The organism is Paenibacillus sp. FSL K6-1230, from assembly GCF_038002385.1.
Classification (GTDB): domain Bacteria; phylum Bacillota; class Bacilli; order Paenibacillales; family Paenibacillaceae; genus Paenibacillus; species Paenibacillus massiliensis.
The window spans coordinates 2,533,032-2,549,415 of the sequence record NZ_JBBOCK010000001.1 but is presented as its reverse complement, the minus strand read 5'-3'; the positions used below and the strand labels follow the sequence as shown (position 1 = coordinate 2,549,415).

At 48.9% G+C, this 16,384-nt stretch carries 12 protein-coding genes; 6 read left to right on the top strand and 6 right to left on the bottom strand.

What is annotated here, in order from left to right; translation table 11 throughout:
* Positions 1 to 162: 162 nt before the first annotated feature.
* Positions 163 to 2,724: a helix-turn-helix domain-containing protein gene (locus tag MKX74_RS11215; protein ID WP_341178396.1), complete on the bottom strand. Its 2,562-nt coding sequence runs from the start codon at positions 2,722 to 2,724 to the stop codon at positions 163 to 165.
* Between the two features lie 269 nt (positions 2,725 to 2,993).
* Entirely contained in the window at positions 2,994 to 3,845 is an 852-nt protein-coding gene (locus MKX74_RS11210) for an aldo/keto reductase (RefSeq protein ID WP_341178395.1), read from the bottom strand.
* Positions 3,846 to 4,011: 166 nt separating this feature from the next.
* On the opposite strand from MKX74_RS11210, the gene MKX74_RS11205 reads away from it, so the two are divergent.
* A complete protein-coding gene (locus tag MKX74_RS11205; protein ID WP_341178394.1) occupies positions 4,012 to 4,461 on the top strand; it encodes a MerR family transcriptional regulator in 450 nt (149 codons plus the stop codon).
* 215 nt (positions 4,462 to 4,676) lie between these two features.
* On the opposite strand, the gene MKX74_RS11200 is transcribed toward MKX74_RS11205, so the two are convergent.
* The 3 genes from MKX74_RS11200 to MKX74_RS11190 form a co-directional block, all read right to left on the bottom strand.
* Positions 4,677 to 5,057: a hypothetical protein gene (locus tag MKX74_RS11200; RefSeq protein ID WP_341178393.1), complete on the bottom strand. Its 381-nt coding sequence runs from the start codon at positions 5,055 to 5,057 to the stop codon at positions 4,677 to 4,679.
* Between the two features lie 65 nt (positions 5,058 to 5,122).
* Entirely contained in the window at positions 5,123 to 6,475 is a 1,353-nt protein-coding gene (locus tag MKX74_RS11195) for a sensor histidine kinase (protein WP_341178392.1), read from the bottom strand.
* Positions 6,475 to 7,152, bottom strand: coding sequence for a response regulator transcription factor (locus MKX74_RS11190; RefSeq protein WP_341178391.1), 678 nt, complete (start codon positions 7,150 to 7,152; stop codon positions 6,475 to 6,477). The genes MKX74_RS11195 and MKX74_RS11190 overlap by 1 nt, the downstream gene beginning before the upstream one ends.
* 600 nt (positions 7,153 to 7,752) lie before the next feature.
* Here MKX74_RS11190 and MKX74_RS11185 point away from each other — a divergent pair.
* From MKX74_RS11185 to MKX74_RS11170, 4 genes are all read left to right on the top strand, one after another.
* The gene (locus tag MKX74_RS11185) at positions 7,753 to 8,532 is read left to right on the top strand and encodes a polyphosphate polymerase domain-containing protein (protein WP_341178390.1); all 780 of its coding nucleotides are present in this window, start codon (positions 7,753 to 7,755) and stop codon (positions 8,530 to 8,532) included.
* Complete coding sequence (locus MKX74_RS11180) at positions 8,525 to 9,211, top strand: DUF4956 domain-containing protein (RefSeq protein WP_018883134.1); 687 nt, start codon at positions 8,525 to 8,527, stop codon at positions 9,209 to 9,211. Before MKX74_RS11185 ends, MKX74_RS11180 begins: the two co-directional genes overlap by 8 nt.
* Positions 9,212 to 9,339: 128 nt before the next feature.
* Positions 9,340 to 11,592, top strand: a complete 2,253-nt coding sequence (locus MKX74_RS11175) for a carbohydrate-binding domain-containing protein (protein WP_341178389.1) — start codon at positions 9,340 to 9,342, stop codon at positions 11,590 to 11,592.
* 588 nt (positions 11,593 to 12,180) lie between these two features.
* The gene (locus tag MKX74_RS11170; RefSeq protein ID WP_341178388.1) at positions 12,181 to 13,206 is read left to right on the top strand and encodes an AI-2E family transporter; all 1,026 of its coding nucleotides are present in this window, start codon (positions 12,181 to 12,183) and stop codon (positions 13,204 to 13,206) included.
* A gap of 312 nt (positions 13,207 to 13,518) precedes the next feature.
* Here MKX74_RS11170 and MKX74_RS11165 read toward each other — a convergent pair whose 3' ends face one another.
* Complete coding sequence (locus tag MKX74_RS11165) at positions 13,519 to 14,364, bottom strand: methyl-accepting chemotaxis protein (protein WP_341178387.1); 846 nt, start codon at positions 14,362 to 14,364, stop codon at positions 13,519 to 13,521.
* A gap of 387 nt (positions 14,365 to 14,751) precedes the next feature.
* Between MKX74_RS11165 and MKX74_RS11160 the strand changes: the two genes are divergently transcribed.
* Complete coding sequence (locus MKX74_RS11160; protein WP_341178386.1) at positions 14,752 to 16,260, top strand: pectate lyase family protein; 1,509 nt, start codon at positions 14,752 to 14,754, stop codon at positions 16,258 to 16,260.
* Positions 16,261 to 16,384 lie beyond the last annotated feature (124 nt).

The following is a 16,384-nucleotide window of genomic DNA, read 5'->3' as shown; positions in this document are numbered from 1 at the left end:
CCCCCTATGTACGTCTATACGCCGTTCATGACTTCATGGGAAGACCCCTCGCAGTAGCACTCTCTGGCATGCATTGTGCCGGAAATGACCTAGGAGTGTGCCCTATTTAAACTTTCAGCATGCTAGGGTCATGCAGAATAATCGCTAGCTCTCCTAGCTCCCCTAGCTTCCTTTATCCCGGTATTGTCCTGGCGTCATGCCGAAGGCCTTGCGGAAGGCGCGAATGAAGGCGCTAATATTCGTATACATGACCTTGTTGCCGATCTCGGCAATTTTCATATCCGTCGTATCCAGCATCACCTTGGCCTGATTCATTCGATATGCGAGCAGATATTCACTGAAGGTACTGCCGACCTCTCTCTTGAACACTCGGCTCAGATAGACCGGATGAAAGCTCATGACCGTAGCACAATAGTCCAGCGAAATATCCTGATCGAATTGCTCATGAATGATGCTGACCATCTTGTGCGCGATATTGACGAATTGTCCCTCTGTCCTTTCAGATAGCACCGTGCGTATCGGCTCAAACAGCTTCGTATGGAACCAGTGGACGATCTCCTCCTTGGTCTGAAGACGAAATAGCTGCTTCAAGGTGCGCTCACTTTCCAGCACGGTGAGTGTGGATATCCCCTGCTCCTGCACCATCTTCAGAATCTTGGAGGCCAGTTGCAGCAGCAGCAAATGACGCTGACGAAGCAGCTCACCCTTGCCCAGAATCTCTCCCAGATATTGCTCGAATACCTCCTGAGCCGGCTCTAATCTTTGCTCCCGCAGAAAACCGATCAAGCGATCCTCCAGGGCTCGAAGATGGGTGTAAATCGCTGTTTGGCTCTCTCCGTTCTTCTCTACATCCTCGAAATGAACGACGATGTCGGCACCGAGACGAAAGCGAAGGGATAAAGCAGAGGTACTCTCCTCGTAGGCTCTTACGGTATCAGAGAGTTTGCTGAAAGACGAGCTGATGCCTATGCTCACCTGCAGGCCCAGATAATGCTTCACCTGCTCCCTGATCCGTTCAGCGCTGTGTAGGAACTGCTCCCGGCAGACGGCTACATCGTCGGAATCGGACGTTAGCAAAGTCACCTGAGACTGGTATACACTGATGGGCGTGAATCGTTCTCGTTCTGGTAGCAGCTCCGCAACGATATTGCTGATTGCAAACAGCAGCAACTCCCGATCCTCCTCCTGGAAGCGCGTCTTCTGCAGGTTATCAATCTCCAAGGCAAGGACACCAAGACGCCTCCAGTCTGAGGGAAAGCCGTATCGCTCTGCCTGTCCTTGCTCCTGCTCCCCAGACATTTGACCCGTGAATAGCTTAAGCACATAGAACTCTCGTAAATAATTCACCTGCGCTCGCATCTGCTGGTCCAGCTCTTCATTGGTTCGCGCCAGGAAATGCAGGCTGCTATGAATAAAATCAAGCTCGTCCATTCTTCTCTTTCCGTGCTCATCATGGGAGCGTCGATCCAGGCTCATGGCTGCATGGAACAGCCTGTGGATCGGACGATACATCTTCCGGCTTCCTAGCAATGCAAAAGCCAGCACAGTGATGAGCAGCAGTAAGCACGTAGTTACTGTCAATACAGCCATCTTGCGCGTCTCCTCAGTCACTTGCTTCGGTGAGACGAGAGACACATAGGACCAGCCATTATATTCGGAGCTGTTATATATAACGCGGACCTCATCTCCATGGATATTCGCTAGGAATGTGCCATGAAGGGCAGCCGTACGTGCCTGCTCAGCGGCAATTCTGCGGTTAATGCCGCCGTACTCCTCCGCGTCAGCGCCAGTTGACAGCAGGTCTTCACCTTGACGATTGATAATGAACTGGCGTGTAAGCGGATGGTTCGGAATTAACATGCTACGCAGCTCGTCCTTATTGATCTCCAGGATGAGCATTCCTGTAGGACTCGTGTGCCGCTTTGGCTGGAGCGGGATCTTATGAATGAGCTGCAGCGTATCCGATGGGGCGGAGGCCGTAACTGTGATTTCATCGGGATCTGCGGGCTTGATCATGGGTTCGTTACGAAATGTGACTCCGCTACTTGAGATGCCTTGGGTAACTGTGTTGTTTGGGGCATCTATGGGATTTGTAATACCCGGAGTATTGGTGGAGTTTGGCCTTGGCTCATTGGGTACAGTTGTTGTCATTGTCGTATCGGTCAAGTCATCCGAGCCTGATGAAGGAGAAAGATATGCCGTGGGTGTAGGTGTGGCTGTAAGAGTGGCTGTAAGAGCGGCTGTAGGTGCAACTGCGGATGTTCTCGGCTCTGTATTCCACAAGATATTGTCCTTTCTGCTCAGTATGTCACCCCAGCGCTGCTCCGCTTCTCCAGGCTCCAGCTGCTTCAGCCCATAGAGATCCACCTTCCACTCGTGTTCAAGATTGATTAGTTGGACCTGATTCAGTACAGCCTGGCTTTGTAAATTGAACATCTCCAGCATGAGCTTCCTCACCTCAACGAAATCCTTGCTTGTGAGCTGCTGCTTCATGACCGTATTGAATTGCGTGGATTTCTCGAATTGCAGGGCTGCATTCTCCATGGATCTAAGCAGTTGCTCCACTCGCATCTGCGTCTGGTTCAGCAGATGAACGTTGCTTTGATTCACCTTCTCTTCCATATCACGCGCAGCAGCATAATATAAAAAAATCCCGATCACAATCGTCGGGACAGCGCCTAACAGCAAGCTGAAGGTGGCGATCTTCAACATATATTTGTTCATATTCTCTCGCTCCTTCGGTGATGAGCCCTGGCTTCCATACCGTGAGCCTGTGCTTGAACATGCAAGGCCCATCCACGCTCCGCGACAGGGAGCATGAACAGGCCTGCTGGTCATGGGCTACAATTCCATATCTATGACCTGTAACTTGGAAATAGAACCCACTGAATATAAAGAAAGGACAAAAGATGATCAGCATGACCATCCTGCCCTTTCCCTTCATTATAGAGCTGTGGTCAACACGTGATAAGTGAACGGTTCACGCTAAGTTGCTACAGATCCACTCTCAAGGTGCCCAACATCTTGACGAATTTCGGATCGTGGTGCGAAAAGAAAAGACTTTCCCGCGTATCGAGTGCTGAAATCTGCTCAATATCGTCCGCGCTCAACTCAAAATCGAAAATGTTGAAGTTTTCGACGATTCGCTCCTTACGCACCGATTTAGGGATAACAACGATATCACGCTGAACGAGCCAGCGCAACACGACCTGGGCCACGGACTTGTTGTGCTGCGCTGCGATGGAGGTTAGCACCTCGTTGCCGAACATATTGTTAAGCCCTTCAGCGAACGGTGCCCAAGACTGATGCTGCACTCCCTGCTCTTTCATAAAATCAGCGCTCTCATACTGCTGGTAGAACGGGTGCGTTTCCACCTGATTGACGGCAGGTACGATTTCGTTATGCAAGATGAGGTCCATCAGACGGTCGGGAAGGAAGTTACTGACACCGATCGCCTTGATTTTGCCTTCACGGTACAGCTCTTCCATAGCCCGCCAAGCACCGTAGTAATCGCCGAACGGCTGGTGTATCAGGTACAGATCCAGATAATCCAGCTGCAGTTTGTTCAAGGATTTGGAGAACGCCAGCTGGGTACTCTCATAGCCGGCATCCTGAATCCAGAGCTTGGTCGTAATGAACAGCTCCTCACGCGGTACACCGCTGCGCTTAATCGCGCGTCCCACCGCCTCTTCGTTCAGATAACCAGCAGCGGTGTCGATCAGGCGGTAACCGGCCATCAACGCTTCGTATACCGCGTTCTCGCACTCCTCCGCATCGGGAACCTGGTAGACACCAAAGCCGATAATCGGCATTTTCACACCGTTGTTCAATGTTACTGTTTGCATTGTATTTCCTCCCATGGCTCAAATGTATAATGATAAACGGCCATCATTCACTAGAACCGGACATCACAGTAGGTGATTTACGCTTCCAGCCGTTTTGCATTACACTAAGCTTATTACCTTCGTGTTACACTAAGTCAATCGAATATTTTATTAAGGAGGATTACATATGCATACCGTCAAAGAAGCGGCACGGATTACGGGGCTCACCGAGCATGCTGTACGTTTTTACACAGATAAAGGGCTGGTGCCAAGCTTACAGCGCGATGAGAATAATATCCGCCTGTTCGATGGAGAATCCATCAACTGGTTGTATGGTGTCAAATGCCTCAAGCAATCCGGAATGCCGATCGAGGTCATCAAGTTGTACGTTGATCTCTGTATTGAAGGGGATGCCACGATTGCGCAGCGCTTCGAAATCATGATGGAACAAAGAGAATCGGCACTCCTTCAGCTCGAAGAAGCCAAGCAGCGCGTAGCCCACTTGGAAGAGAAGACCTCCCTGTACCAGGCCATCCTGGAGAATCGGGCCCCGGACGTAACCAATCCCGCCACTTGGGACAAAATTCGGCATATGCATTGTGACGTATTCTATTCGCCCACTGTTGGGAAGGCGTAGAGAAAGTATTCATAACTGTATCCGCCATTTTGAGCAGTAAAGAATGAAGTCTATATCCTTCTGTATTGCGCTAATATAGCACGCTGGTTCAATGAAAATAGCGACCGCTCGGGACTTTGTTCTCTCGTCCCTGACTGTCGCTATTTCATGTCTTCATTCTGTCCACTAATGAATCTGCCAGCACTTGCCGTGTAAGGCAGGAGTGTACAGAGGACTCAAGTCTCTTGAGGTGGGAACTGGCCTTCGTCATAGGACAGCTTCAGCATTTGTAGAGCCCATGATGAGGTCTCTCCGAGCAGCAGGCTTATCGCGATGAGCTCCAGATCATCGGAGATATATGCTGATACGTCTGGACTGGACATGACCCGATAAGACTGCTTGAAGGCTTGCTCGCGTAGTGAAGCTATAGCAGCCAGCTCCTGCTCGGATAGCTGTTCACGAGACTTCTCCATGCGCTCGAACTCCGCTAACCAGTGCTGGTCGAATTCTGGCTCCTCCCGCCGTTCCAGCGCCTCTTCCTCGTTCAGCTCTCGCAGGAACTCATAATATTCAGGGGTTATGGCGCGATTATGCCATTGTCGAAATGATTCATTCATCGTCTATCCTTCCTCTCCATATCCACCAGCATCTTTGATTATGTTAGGCCGTTATAGCAGCATATTCAAGAGAGCTTGACGTAAAAGGTAGCTCCCTCTCCGAGCACGCTTTTGGCATAAATCTCTCCCTTGTGCTGTCTAACGATCGATCGGGCGATCGCGAGTCCCAGTCCATATCCGCCTTGCTTGCGATTACGTGATGCGTCTGTCCGATAGAACCGATCAAATATTCGCTCCAGATGCTCCGGTGCAATCCCTTCTCCGCTATTGGTCACAGCCAGAACTACGTCATTATGCTGCTTGGCGAGCGACACCTCCACCATCCCCTTCGGCTGCGAATACTTGATGGCATTATCGAGCAGGATTAGAACCACCTGGATGATCTGCTCACGATTACCATGCACCGTCAGCTTCGGCTCGACCGTATATTCAAGCCGGATATCCTTCTCGAACATGACCGCTTCCATGGTGAGAACAATATTCTCTACGGCCTCACTTATGTTGAAGGTCGTCTGAATGAGATCAGGCCGCGAATGCTCCATCTCGGTCAGATACAGCAGATCATTCGTCAGCTTGGCCATCCGCTCTGTCTCGGACTTGATGTAATGCAGCCATTTCGCCTGAGACTGAATCGTCTCCTCGGAATTCGCAAGCAGTACATCCGTATTCGTGTTAATCACCGCAAGCGGTGTCTTGAGCTCATGTGAGGCATCTGCAATGAACTGCTTCTGCTTCTCGAAGGCTTCCTTCACCGGCGCTATAGATCTATTGGCAAAATACCGACTCAGGAAATAAATCACGACAAGCATAACCAATCCTACCAGTGTGAAGGTATAGATCAGATTGTTCAGTATTCCCTGACGGGAGGTCACATCCATGAACACATACATATGTCCTGTATCATTGGACATCGAGGTGTACATCCATACATTTCCATTTAGCTTGAATTGGCCCTCATTGCGCCCCTGCTTGATAGCAGTCTGAAGGGCTTCCGTGTAGAAGGAATCCTCCATGTCGATCAGCTTGGAGGATACACTTGTCTGCTGTCGGTCCACATCGGTCTGGATCATGAAAGAGACAGAACGCTGTGGAGGTCCCTCCCCCTGCATGCCACCACCAGATTCATTTCCCCCTGCTGGGCGTGTTGGCTGATCAGCTGCACCAGTCCCACTGTCCACATTACCTTGCGCGCCGCGATTTCCAGGCTCTCTCGCTCCTCCTCCACTCCCATTACCCGGCATATGTGAAGGATCATCGGGCATTCGGTAGAAATCCGAGACACGATACAACTCCATGCGAATGTCCCGGTACACGTTCTGATACGTGATGATATAAATAGTAGCGAACGATACAAGCATCATGACAGATATGAAGACCAGATTAACAAGCAGGAAGCGATTTCTAAGCTTGTTGAACATTAGGTCGTCACCTCAAGTACATAACCTACACCCCGAATGGTACTGATCCGTACACTGGATTGCAGGAAGGACAGTTTTTTGCGTAAAAAAGAAATATAGACCTCTACATTGTTGTACTCCACCTCCGAATCGAACCCCCACAGCTTCTCGATGATCTGTTCCTTCGAGGTAACCGCCTGTTTGCGAGTAATCAGCAGCTCCAGCAGTTCTCCCTCCTTGAGGTTGAGCTTGATTTCCTTGCCTTCGACCATCAGCTTGAGATGCGTTTTGTTCAGCTCGATATCCCCGAATTTCATGGCATCCTCCGGGATGACCTCCCCCTTGCGTCGTAAGGCTGCACGTATGCGGGCCAACAGCTCTTCGGTTGCGAATGGCTTGGCAATATAATCATCAGCCCCATAATCCAGTCCGCTTACCTTATCCGAGAGCTCTCCCTTGGCCGTGAGCAGAATGACCGGGGTATGCTCTCCATTCGCCCGCAATGTCTTCAGTACAGTCAAACCATCCAGCTTCGGCATCATGATGTCCAGCAGCAGCAGATCATAAATGCCGCTCTGTGCATAATCCAGCGCATCCCTACCGTCATGCACCATATCCACCGAATAGTTATTCTTCTTCAGGATCTGAGATACCGCCTCTGCTAAATGTAGCTCATCCTCAGCTATCAATATTCTCATGCTTCGTCACCCTTTATGTCTATATTTATCGCAACGGTTATTTGAGGCGATTATCTTCTTCGCACGAATCACAAGACCTTTCTGCCCGGTCCACCTCGTGAATGGCCTGCAACTTACTATATTACTGATTTTTGTAGTTCCACCTTCAGTATTGCTATTCATTATAGCAAGGCAACCTTGAAAATACCTTAATGATGTACGTATGTTCCTAGCTTCGATAAGTTAATATATCTTTCTGTTTATCTGCTTAATTTGCTTATTTGCTTATTTGCTTATCTACATTTTTGCTTATGTTCTAATTTAGATTGTGCTGAGCGGGCTGTTCCATTTATTTGTGTGGAAGCATCAGAGTATCACAAGGAACTGTTAAAGGATGATTAATAGTTTGTATTAAATGAAGGTAAAAAAACATTAACGCTATGTAAACATATTTAAGATTCATTAAAGGTTCGACCTCTAAGATACAGATATCAAAGCAAGACAGCATCACAACACAAACGCACAGCATAGACGCAATTCATTACAGGTAACTCAAGCAAGCTATACATCACTTGGGCGATCCCTGACCTACCAACTTCCATTAGAAAGGATTGACTACATATGGCTATTGAAGTGTTCAACCGCTATGAAAGCAAATATCTGCTCGACTACACCGCATATCAGAGATTACTGACCGACCTGCTTCAGTATATGGAGCTGGATGATTACAACAAGCAGCATGAGTTCTACTCCATCAGTAATCTGTACTTCGATACTCCCAGCAATACCTTGATTCGTACCAGCCTTGCCAAGCCCAAATACAAGGAAAAGCTTCGTCTGCGAGCCTACGGAGTACCTGCCGACAATGCGAAGGTGTATCTGGAGATCAAGAAGAAGGTGTTCGGATTGGTCAACAAGCGCAGAACTGCCTTGAAGCTGAATGAAGCGTATGAGTTCGTAAGAACCGGGAATGCTCCGGCCCTGGCTGATTACATGAACCCTCAGGTTGTGGAGGAGATCAAGTATTTTCTAAGCTTGTACAACCTGGAGCCCAAGGTCTATCTGGCTTATGAGCGTAAAGCCCTGTTCGATAAGGGAAGTCGTGATCTGCGTATCACCTTCGACACCAACATACGCAGTCGCCGCTTCGACCTCAAATTGGAGGATGGCGATTATGGCGCTCCCCTTGTAGAAGACGGACGCTGGCTGATGGAGGTCAAGGCCGAGAAGACTGTGCCACTGTGGCTTTCCCGAATGCTCTCCGATCACGGATTGTACCGGACGAGCTTCTCCAAGTATGGCAATGAGTATAAGAAAATGCTGCGCAATGGCAGCCAGGCAGAGACAGATCTGCACATCCCGCATAACCCAAGAGAAATGGAGCGTGTCTTATATGCTTGATACTTTATTTAATTCCACTGTGAGTGATTCCACCCTGACGCTGGGAACATCCATATTAACGATCGGCATTGCCATTCTATTAGGCGCCATCATCAGCCTGACTTATATGAAGACTAATACAGGAGCCCACTCTCAAAGTTTTACCTTAACCATGGTCATCCTGCCCGTCATCGTCGCCATCATCATACTGCTCATTGGCAGCAATATTGCACGGGCGTTCAGTCTGGCAGGAGCCTTCTCCATCATTCGTTTCCGAAGCGCACCTGGTGATCCGAAGGATATTGCCTATGTCCTGTTCACGATGGCAGCTGGTCTAGCTTGTGGTGTCGGTGCTTTTGAATACGCCGTGCTATTCACCCTGATTCTGTGTGTGCTAATGTTCGTGCTTAGTAAAGTGAACTTCGGTGCCCGCAAGCACCAGCAGAAGCTGCTGAAGGTGACCATACCGGAGAACCTCAGCTATGAAGAAGCGCTTGATGAAGTGTTCAAGCAGTACAATGTCGGCTATGAGCTGCGTAAAATCAAGACAACCGAGCTGGGCAGTCTATATGAGCTGGTGTATGCAGTCACGCTCCATCCGGCTACCAACCAGAAGGAATTCCTGGACGCCATTCGCTGTCGCAACGGAAATCTGGACCTCTCACTCACGATGAATCCGACACCGATGGCCGAGTATTAATTCATTGATCCATTGATTTTATCCAAGTGAGCATTATTCAACGACTGTTATCCATTAATAAATTTGTTGTTTAACCCGAATCGCATGTATTGTTCCATTTCACTAGTTCATTCTTGAAAGGAAGATTAATGATGAAGAAAATAATTGCAGGCAGCAAACTTTGGTCTATTGTAATGATTACTGCTTTGGTCACAGCTTGCGGAGGGCCGACAGGCACCACTGCAACTGCTACCTCCAGCGCAGCAGTTTCTCAAGTGAGTGCCGCGGCGGTGGCCAGCTCCAGCCAGACGAATCAGGCTACCTTCGCCAGTCTCGTGAGCTTCGATACAGCAGATCAGACAGCTACCTGGTCCGCAAGTGAGGCAACAACGATCACCATGAATGGTACGACTGCCTCGATCTCCGGCAACGGAGCAAGCGCTGAGGCTGGACAAGTAACGATCACCGAAGCTGGTACCTATGTGCTAAAGGGGGAGCTGCGTGACGGACAGATTCTCGTCAATGCCGCTGACAAAGGCACGGTACAGCTCGTCCTGAACGGAGTGACCATACACAATGAGGATAGCGCCGGAATCTTCGTGCAAAAAGCCGGCAAAGCCATCATTACACTTGCCGATGGTACAGTAAATACAGTCACTGACGGTGCTAAATATGTGTATGCTGATGCTGCAACAGACGAGCCGGATGCCGCGATCTTCAGCAAGGCAGATCTAACCTTCAATGGAACGGGCAAGCTGAATGTGACAGCAAACTACAATGACGGGATCACGAGCAAGGATGAGCTGCGAATCGTCAGCGGAGAGTTCAACGTGAAGGCAGCCAATAATGGTATCAAGGGCAAGGATTTCGTGGCGATTCAAGCCGGTACCTTTACTATTGAGGCAGAGAATGACGGGATCAAGTCCACCAATGACACCGAAGCAGACAAAGGCTTCGTCGCTATTCAGGCAGGTACCTATCATATCCGAAGCGCTCATGATGCCATCCAGGCTGAGACAGTGCTTGTGATCGAAGATGGAACATATCAGCTAGTCACAGGTGGCGGCAGCGCCAATGCAGAAGTGAAAACAGAGCAAATGCCTGGGGGCCGAGATGGATTTGGTGGTGGCGACTTTGGAGATAGCAGCATGACTCCACCGGAGATGGGCACGCCTCCAGAAGGTGCTCCTTCTGATGGCACTCCTGCCGAGGGGCTCCCAGACAACCCTACTCCCGACGGCAATAGTCAGGCTGGAACAGCAACAGACAGCAGCAATACAAGTACAACGGTGACAACGGAAGACACAGAAAGCACCAGCGCGAAGGGCCTCAAGGCAGGCACGGATCTGATGATTCACGGCGGCTCCTTCACCATTGATGCCAAGGACGATGCATTGCACAGCAATAGCAGCCTGACCGTGAATGACGGTCAGCTCAGCCTCGCTACCGGTGATGATGGACTTCATGCCGATGCAGCGCTCACCATTAATGGTGGAACCATCGAAGTAACACAAAGCTATGAAGGGTTGGAGGCCTCGATCATCACCCTCAATGGTGGCGATGTACGGATTACAGCCTCCGATGATGGTGTTAACGCAGCTGGCGCCGAAGATCTAATGGCAGACACAAGTACAGATAGCTTAGCAACGACCAGTAATGTATCTGCTTCAGCTAGCACTTCCACCTCTTCCATGAGCAGACCTGGTGGACCGGGACAGGCGACCAATGATGCGCTCTATATTCACGGCGGCACATTGACAGTGAATGCCGATGGTGATGGCCTGGATTCGAACGGCTCCATCTACATGACAGGCGGTACCGTCATTGTCAACGGTCCTACCTCTAATGGCAATGGCGCTCTGGATTACGATGGTAGCTTCGAGATGAGCGGTGGATATCTGGTAGCAGCCGGAAGCTCGGGCATGGCGCAAGCTATCTCTGATACTTCCAGCCAGAATGCCATTTCGATGACCTTTACAGAACAGCAGCAAGCGGGAACTCTGGTACACCTGGAGGACAATAGCGGGAACTCAATTCTGACGTTCGCCCCAGCCAAAAATTATCAATCCATCGTCATCAGCTCTCCAGAGCTTAAGACAGACGGTTCCTACGTGCTTTACTCCGGCGGTACATCCACCGGAACAGCTAAGGATGGGCTGTATAGTGGTGGTACTTACAGTGGCGGCACTAAAGTAGTCGCGTTTACCGCATTAGGAAATGTGACCTGGGTGAACGAGTCTGGAGTCACAGAAGCTCGCAGCGGCATGGGTGGCCCTGGTGGCATGGGCGGCGGCCAAGGCGGCCCTGGTGGTGGAAGAACAAGATCTCAAGGGGCTGGCGCAAGCTCAGATTCTAATTCGAACACAGGCTCAGGCTCTACTACGGGTACCTCCACTAATTAAGTACCATACATGGGCGACAGACTATTCATCCATCATCACATAGAACAACATTTATAGATCAGTTCTTATATATCAGTTTTTTGGATAACACTTGCAGATCAATTCTCAGGTAACTCTTAAAATAACGCAGTAAGGCAGTCCCCTTGGTAGGTCTTTCTACCGGGGAGACTGCCTTGTTTTTTATTATCCGAGCAGCTCGGCTCAGTCCCCTGATCCAATCCACCAGAAGACTCAGAACACATGATTCGATTTACGAAGCTGTTATTAGCTCATAATCCGAGCACATACTACCGATAATATGATTTTGTAAGGGATGATTCACCAGCCTGCTCATATACATAGAACAAGTCTTGCGGTAAAATGGAAACTGTTCGGTTACAGATTCGTATATACTTAGTGTAGCTGTCCTATACATATGTCATGCGTCAACACATGTGTCAATGACCAAGTCATTGTACCCATGTCAGAATGACAGGGTGTCTCTCACAAGAGCCATCATGCGTTATTATCCATAGGTATTAACTGTGGATCGCTCCGAGCTGTTAGCTCGTGAGATCAGTCTTTTGCAAACGGGGGAAGTAACACATTATGGAAACGTTGCGCGTATTTTTTGCCAATGCAGTGGTCCGCAGAATATTATTTCTTCTGTTGGTCGTGCTGCTCTTAGTCAGCCTGAGACATATGCTCAGCCTGCTACTCTTGCTCTTTCTGGTGACATTCGTCATGGGGCGCCTTCAGGAGCTTGTCACACGGAAGCTCAGTCGTTTATTCCCCGTCTCACCGGTGCTAGTTATTATCTTCCTGTATTTGCTGCTAGTCGGTGGGCTGCTTTACGGGATATTCAATTACATGCCCAAGCTGGTTACGCAGCTGATCGCCGTCATTGGCAGCATTAGTCATTTTCTGGACACACCGCACAATAACGAGATCATACGGTATCTGATCAGTCTACTGGAGAAGGGCGATATTAACTATCAAGCTTATCTTGGGAATGCCATAGCCTATATCACTACTCTCGGTAAATGGCTGCAGATTATCCTGATCGTTATCATTCTCAGCTTCTTCTATCTACTGCAAAGAAAGACGATCATCCAGTTTACCGAGAAATTCCGTACCAGTAAAATTAGCTGGGCTTATAAAGAATTTGCATATTTCGGGCAACGATTCACATCCTCTTTCGGTAAAGTAATCGAGGTTCAGCTGATGATAGCTCTGTTCAATACCGTGTTCACGATGATCGGGCTGTGGCTGTTCGGCTATCCATATTTGTTCGCATTGACGATTATGGTATTCCTGCTGAGTCTGATTCCGGTAGCAGGAGTTATCATTTCTCTGATTCCGATCAGCATTATCGGTTTTCAGGTGGGCGGCTTCATGCTGGTGGTCTGGACTTTCGTGATGATCATGGCAGTACACGCGCTAGAGACGTACTTCCTGAATCCGCGACTATACGCCCATAAGACTAAGCTGCCAATGTTCTACACATTCTTGATTCTGATCTTCTCCGAGCATTATTTAGGCATCTGGGGGTTGATTATCGGTATCCCGATCTTCATGTTCCTGCTGGATATTCTGGAGGTTGAACAGGGTCCCAAGAAGCCTACGAACGTATAATTACGAGTACCACTAAGCTTTCAGATTTCTATGAGACCGACCTAAACAAACAGGCTCTTCGCTCTATACCAGCGGAGGGGCCTGTTTTCAGTTCCATACCGTGTCTGCAAAATAAAACAAAACGAAGAAGCATCATCGTCATTTTCCCATATGCATATGTTGCATATAGCCACAATGTGATTTCATGTAGATCTGCATTCTTCATAGTTCGATTAGTAACACTATAAATGCAATATACAGACAATTAGAACCATTTCAAATCATATATATTGTTGAATGAATGTTGCTTGATGGATTTAAGAAAATTGCCACTTAGATTCGTTTGGCAATGTCCCGTATATTCTCGGCGTAGGCTGCAAGCTGCTGCATGGAAGCAGCGATCTCCTCTGTTCCTGCGGCCTGATTCCCGCTCAGCTCCGAGCAAGCAGTGAGCTTGACTCGTAGCTCATGGATGTGACTATGAATAGAAGTCAGCATCTCCTCCACCTCACTGGACGTAGTACTACTTGAGTCTGCCATCGTACGAATCTCCTTCGCCACAATCCCGAAGCCTCGCCCAGCTTCTCCTGCATGGGCAGCCTCAATCGCTGCATTAATGCCGAGCAGACGTGAATTATCGGCGATACTGCGAATGAAGCGAAGCATGCTGTCAGCCCGCTCCAGCTCCGTGAGCACCTGACCTCCCAGCTCATTCAGCACATGTACCTCTGACATCAGTGTATTGGCTGCTCCTGCTATGCCATCCGACAATTCCCGAATTTCAGTTGAGCTATCGGCCAGCTTCTCAGCGGCTCCTTCAAGCGTTAACTGGTTGTGCAGACTGATTCCCATCGTCAAAATACCGAGACATTGCTGGTGTTCATTATGGAGGGGCATGGATATCGATTTGAAGGGATAGCCGTAGACCTCCTCCGGTACACTGACTGTAATCATACTATTCGTATCCAGAGCCTTTCGAATACCTCCCGTTGGTGGAATCGGGACCCCAAGCTTGAGGCCTATGTCCAACTTTTCTCCGGGCAGATAATATATAAATTTCTCTTGATCCGTTAGGGCAAACATTACATCCGAAGGAATCAGTCTCTGCACCAATGGCAAAGTTGCCGCTAAGGAGCTCAGCATATGCTCTAGGCTGTTTGACGCGTCTTTATTTGTCATATCCACCATCCTCATTTCTCATGCTTACATTACAAGTCTACTAAGTATATCGGCTACCAGGTTGATTTAATATGCGCTTATTTACAGCTGAATCACACAGAATATGCAACTTCGAAAAATGTAAATATAAGTCATAGAAAGCGCTTGCAATTCTTGGGGATTTTGCTATATGATGTTGCCATGAACGTTAGCAGCCTAAGTCTTGCACCGAGATAAGACGGTCTATATCTTGAGGGCGACAGGAGGGGTGTCCGGAATTGATCGTGTTCACAGCTTATACAGCTGCAACCAGAGCATGCTTATGCCAATCCATCCAATGATGGGGTAATCCATCTGTGATGGCTGATCGTCCTTCTTCTTTTAATCTCTATGAAATGAGGTACGTACATGAAGAAAAACTATTGGAACATGCTGACCGCGTCTGCCCTTGCTGCCGTCTTATCTCTCAGTGTAGTGCTACCAGTCGGTGCTGATGATGCCATTTATGAAAACGTTAACAATTCCCCTGCCATCAATGGAGTTACAGCGGACGTGTATGCCAGTAGCCTGACTCTCACCGGGGCCAACAGCGTCTATGATCTGAAGGGCTTCTCAAGCGGGAATACCGGGGGCGGGATCGTCGCCGAGAGCAATACGACGCTGTATAAAAAAGTGTATACGGCCTCAGATTTGGCTGCGGCTTTGAAGAAGAACTCCGGCGTCAAGGTTGTAGAGATTATGAACGACCTCAATCTGGGCTGGAATGAACTGCCGACCGATGCCAAAAAGTCACCTTTTGCTGCACATAACTCTCCTCTCACCCATCCTGTGCTGCTGCAGACCGGAGTCAGTAAGGTAACCATTGACGGCTTCGATGGACTGACCATCTTCTCTGCGAACGGCTCCAAGATCAAGCATGCTGCCTTCACGATCAAACGGAGTTCCAACGTCATCATCAGGAACCTTGAATTCGATGAGCTCTGGGAATGGGACGAGTCCAGCAAGGGTGATTATGACAAGAACGACTGGGACTATATCACAGTGGAAGAGAGTGACAAGGTATGGATTGATCACTGTACCTTCAACAAAGCCTACGACGGGTTAGTTGATTCCAAAAAAGGAACGTCTGGTGTAACTGTGTCGTGGTCCCTCTTCAAAGGGGACGACCGTTCCTCTAATAGCTGGGTAACCCAGCAGATTAACGCTTTGGAAGCCAATCGCTCCGCATACCCCATGTACGATTATCTGCGTAGCAGCGCTGTTGGTCTGAGCAAGAATGATATCATTGCCGTGGCTAGCTCCCAGAAAAAAGGACATCTCGTCGGTGCCAATGAGCTAGCGTCAGATAACCCTGATCTGAGCATTACACTGCATCATAATTATTATGTAGACCTGCAGGATCGCTTGCCTCGTCTTCGTGGCGGAAATGCACACGTGTACAATGTCGTTGCAGATAGCTCCGCTGCAGAGCAGGCGAGCAAGATCATTATTCCTGCGATGGCAAGTGCCATCTCCTCCAAAGGATATAAATTTGGCATTACCAGTAACGGGGCAATCTCTACCGAAGGTGGAGCTGTACTTGTCGAGAAATCACAGCTCATTGGCATTCAGTATCCGCTACGCAACAATCAGAAAAATGCATCGAATGCCACATACACTGGCAAGATTAAGGCTGTAGATACCATCTACACCTTTAACGGCCAGACGTTCCGTGGAGGCAGCGAGACGGCTAACAGCCCATTAGCACCTATACCAGCAACGGTAATCCCCTTCTCCTGGTCAGGCATCTCCTCACTGCCTTATAGCTACAGTCCGGAGGACCCTGCTGGGCTGAAGACTCTGCTTAGCGGCAATAACGGAGCAGGTGCAGGAAAGGTGTCATGGGATAAGCAGAACTGGCTTAAGACATCTTACTAGATTCGCCTATTATCAAGAAGCGACAAACCCTATTGTGGTTTGGTGGTTTGGTGGTTTGGTGGTTTGGTGGTTTGGTGAGTTGATGAGTTGGTGAGCCCGATGGACTCAATGAACTTGGTATAGT

Bases quoted from the DNA above. Each gene is read 5' to 3' on its own strand.
- MKX74_RS11215 (WP_341178396.1), bottom strand. From the start codon at position 2,724: ATGAACAAATATATGTTGAAGATCGCCACCTTCAGCTTGCTGTTAGGC.
- MKX74_RS11210 (WP_341178395.1), bottom strand. From the start codon at position 3,845: ATGCAAACAGTAACATTGAACAACGGTGTGAAAATGCCGATTATCGGC.
- MKX74_RS11205 (WP_341178394.1), top strand. From the start codon at position 4,012: ATGCATACCGTCAAAGAAGCGGCACGGATTACGGGGCTCACCGAGCAT.
- MKX74_RS11200 (WP_341178393.1), bottom strand. From the start codon at position 5,057: ATGAATGAATCATTTCGACAATGGCATAATCGCGCCATAACCCCTGAA.
- MKX74_RS11195 (WP_341178392.1), bottom strand. From the start codon at position 6,475: ATGTTCAACAAGCTTAGAAATCGCTTCCTGCTTGTTAATCTGGTCTTC.
- MKX74_RS11190 (WP_341178391.1), bottom strand. From the start codon at position 7,152: ATGAGAATATTGATAGCTGAGGATGAGCTACATTTAGCAGAGGCGGTA.
- MKX74_RS11185 (WP_341178390.1), top strand. From the start codon at position 7,753: ATGGCTATTGAAGTGTTCAACCGCTATGAAAGCAAATATCTGCTCGAC.
- MKX74_RS11180 (WP_018883134.1), top strand. From the start codon at position 8,525: ATGCTTGATACTTTATTTAATTCCACTGTGAGTGATTCCACCCTGACG.
- MKX74_RS11175 (WP_341178389.1), top strand. From the start codon at position 9,340: ATGATGAAGAAAATAATTGCAGGCAGCAAACTTTGGTCTATTGTAATG.
- MKX74_RS11170 (WP_341178388.1), top strand. From the start codon at position 12,181: ATGGAAACGTTGCGCGTATTTTTTGCCAATGCAGTGGTCCGCAGAATA.
- MKX74_RS11165 (WP_341178387.1), bottom strand. From the start codon at position 14,364: ATGACAAATAAAGACGCGTCAAACAGCCTAGAGCATATGCTGAGCTCC.
- MKX74_RS11160 (WP_341178386.1), top strand. From the start codon at position 14,752: ATGAAGAAAAACTATTGGAACATGCTGACCGCGTCTGCCCTTGCTGCC.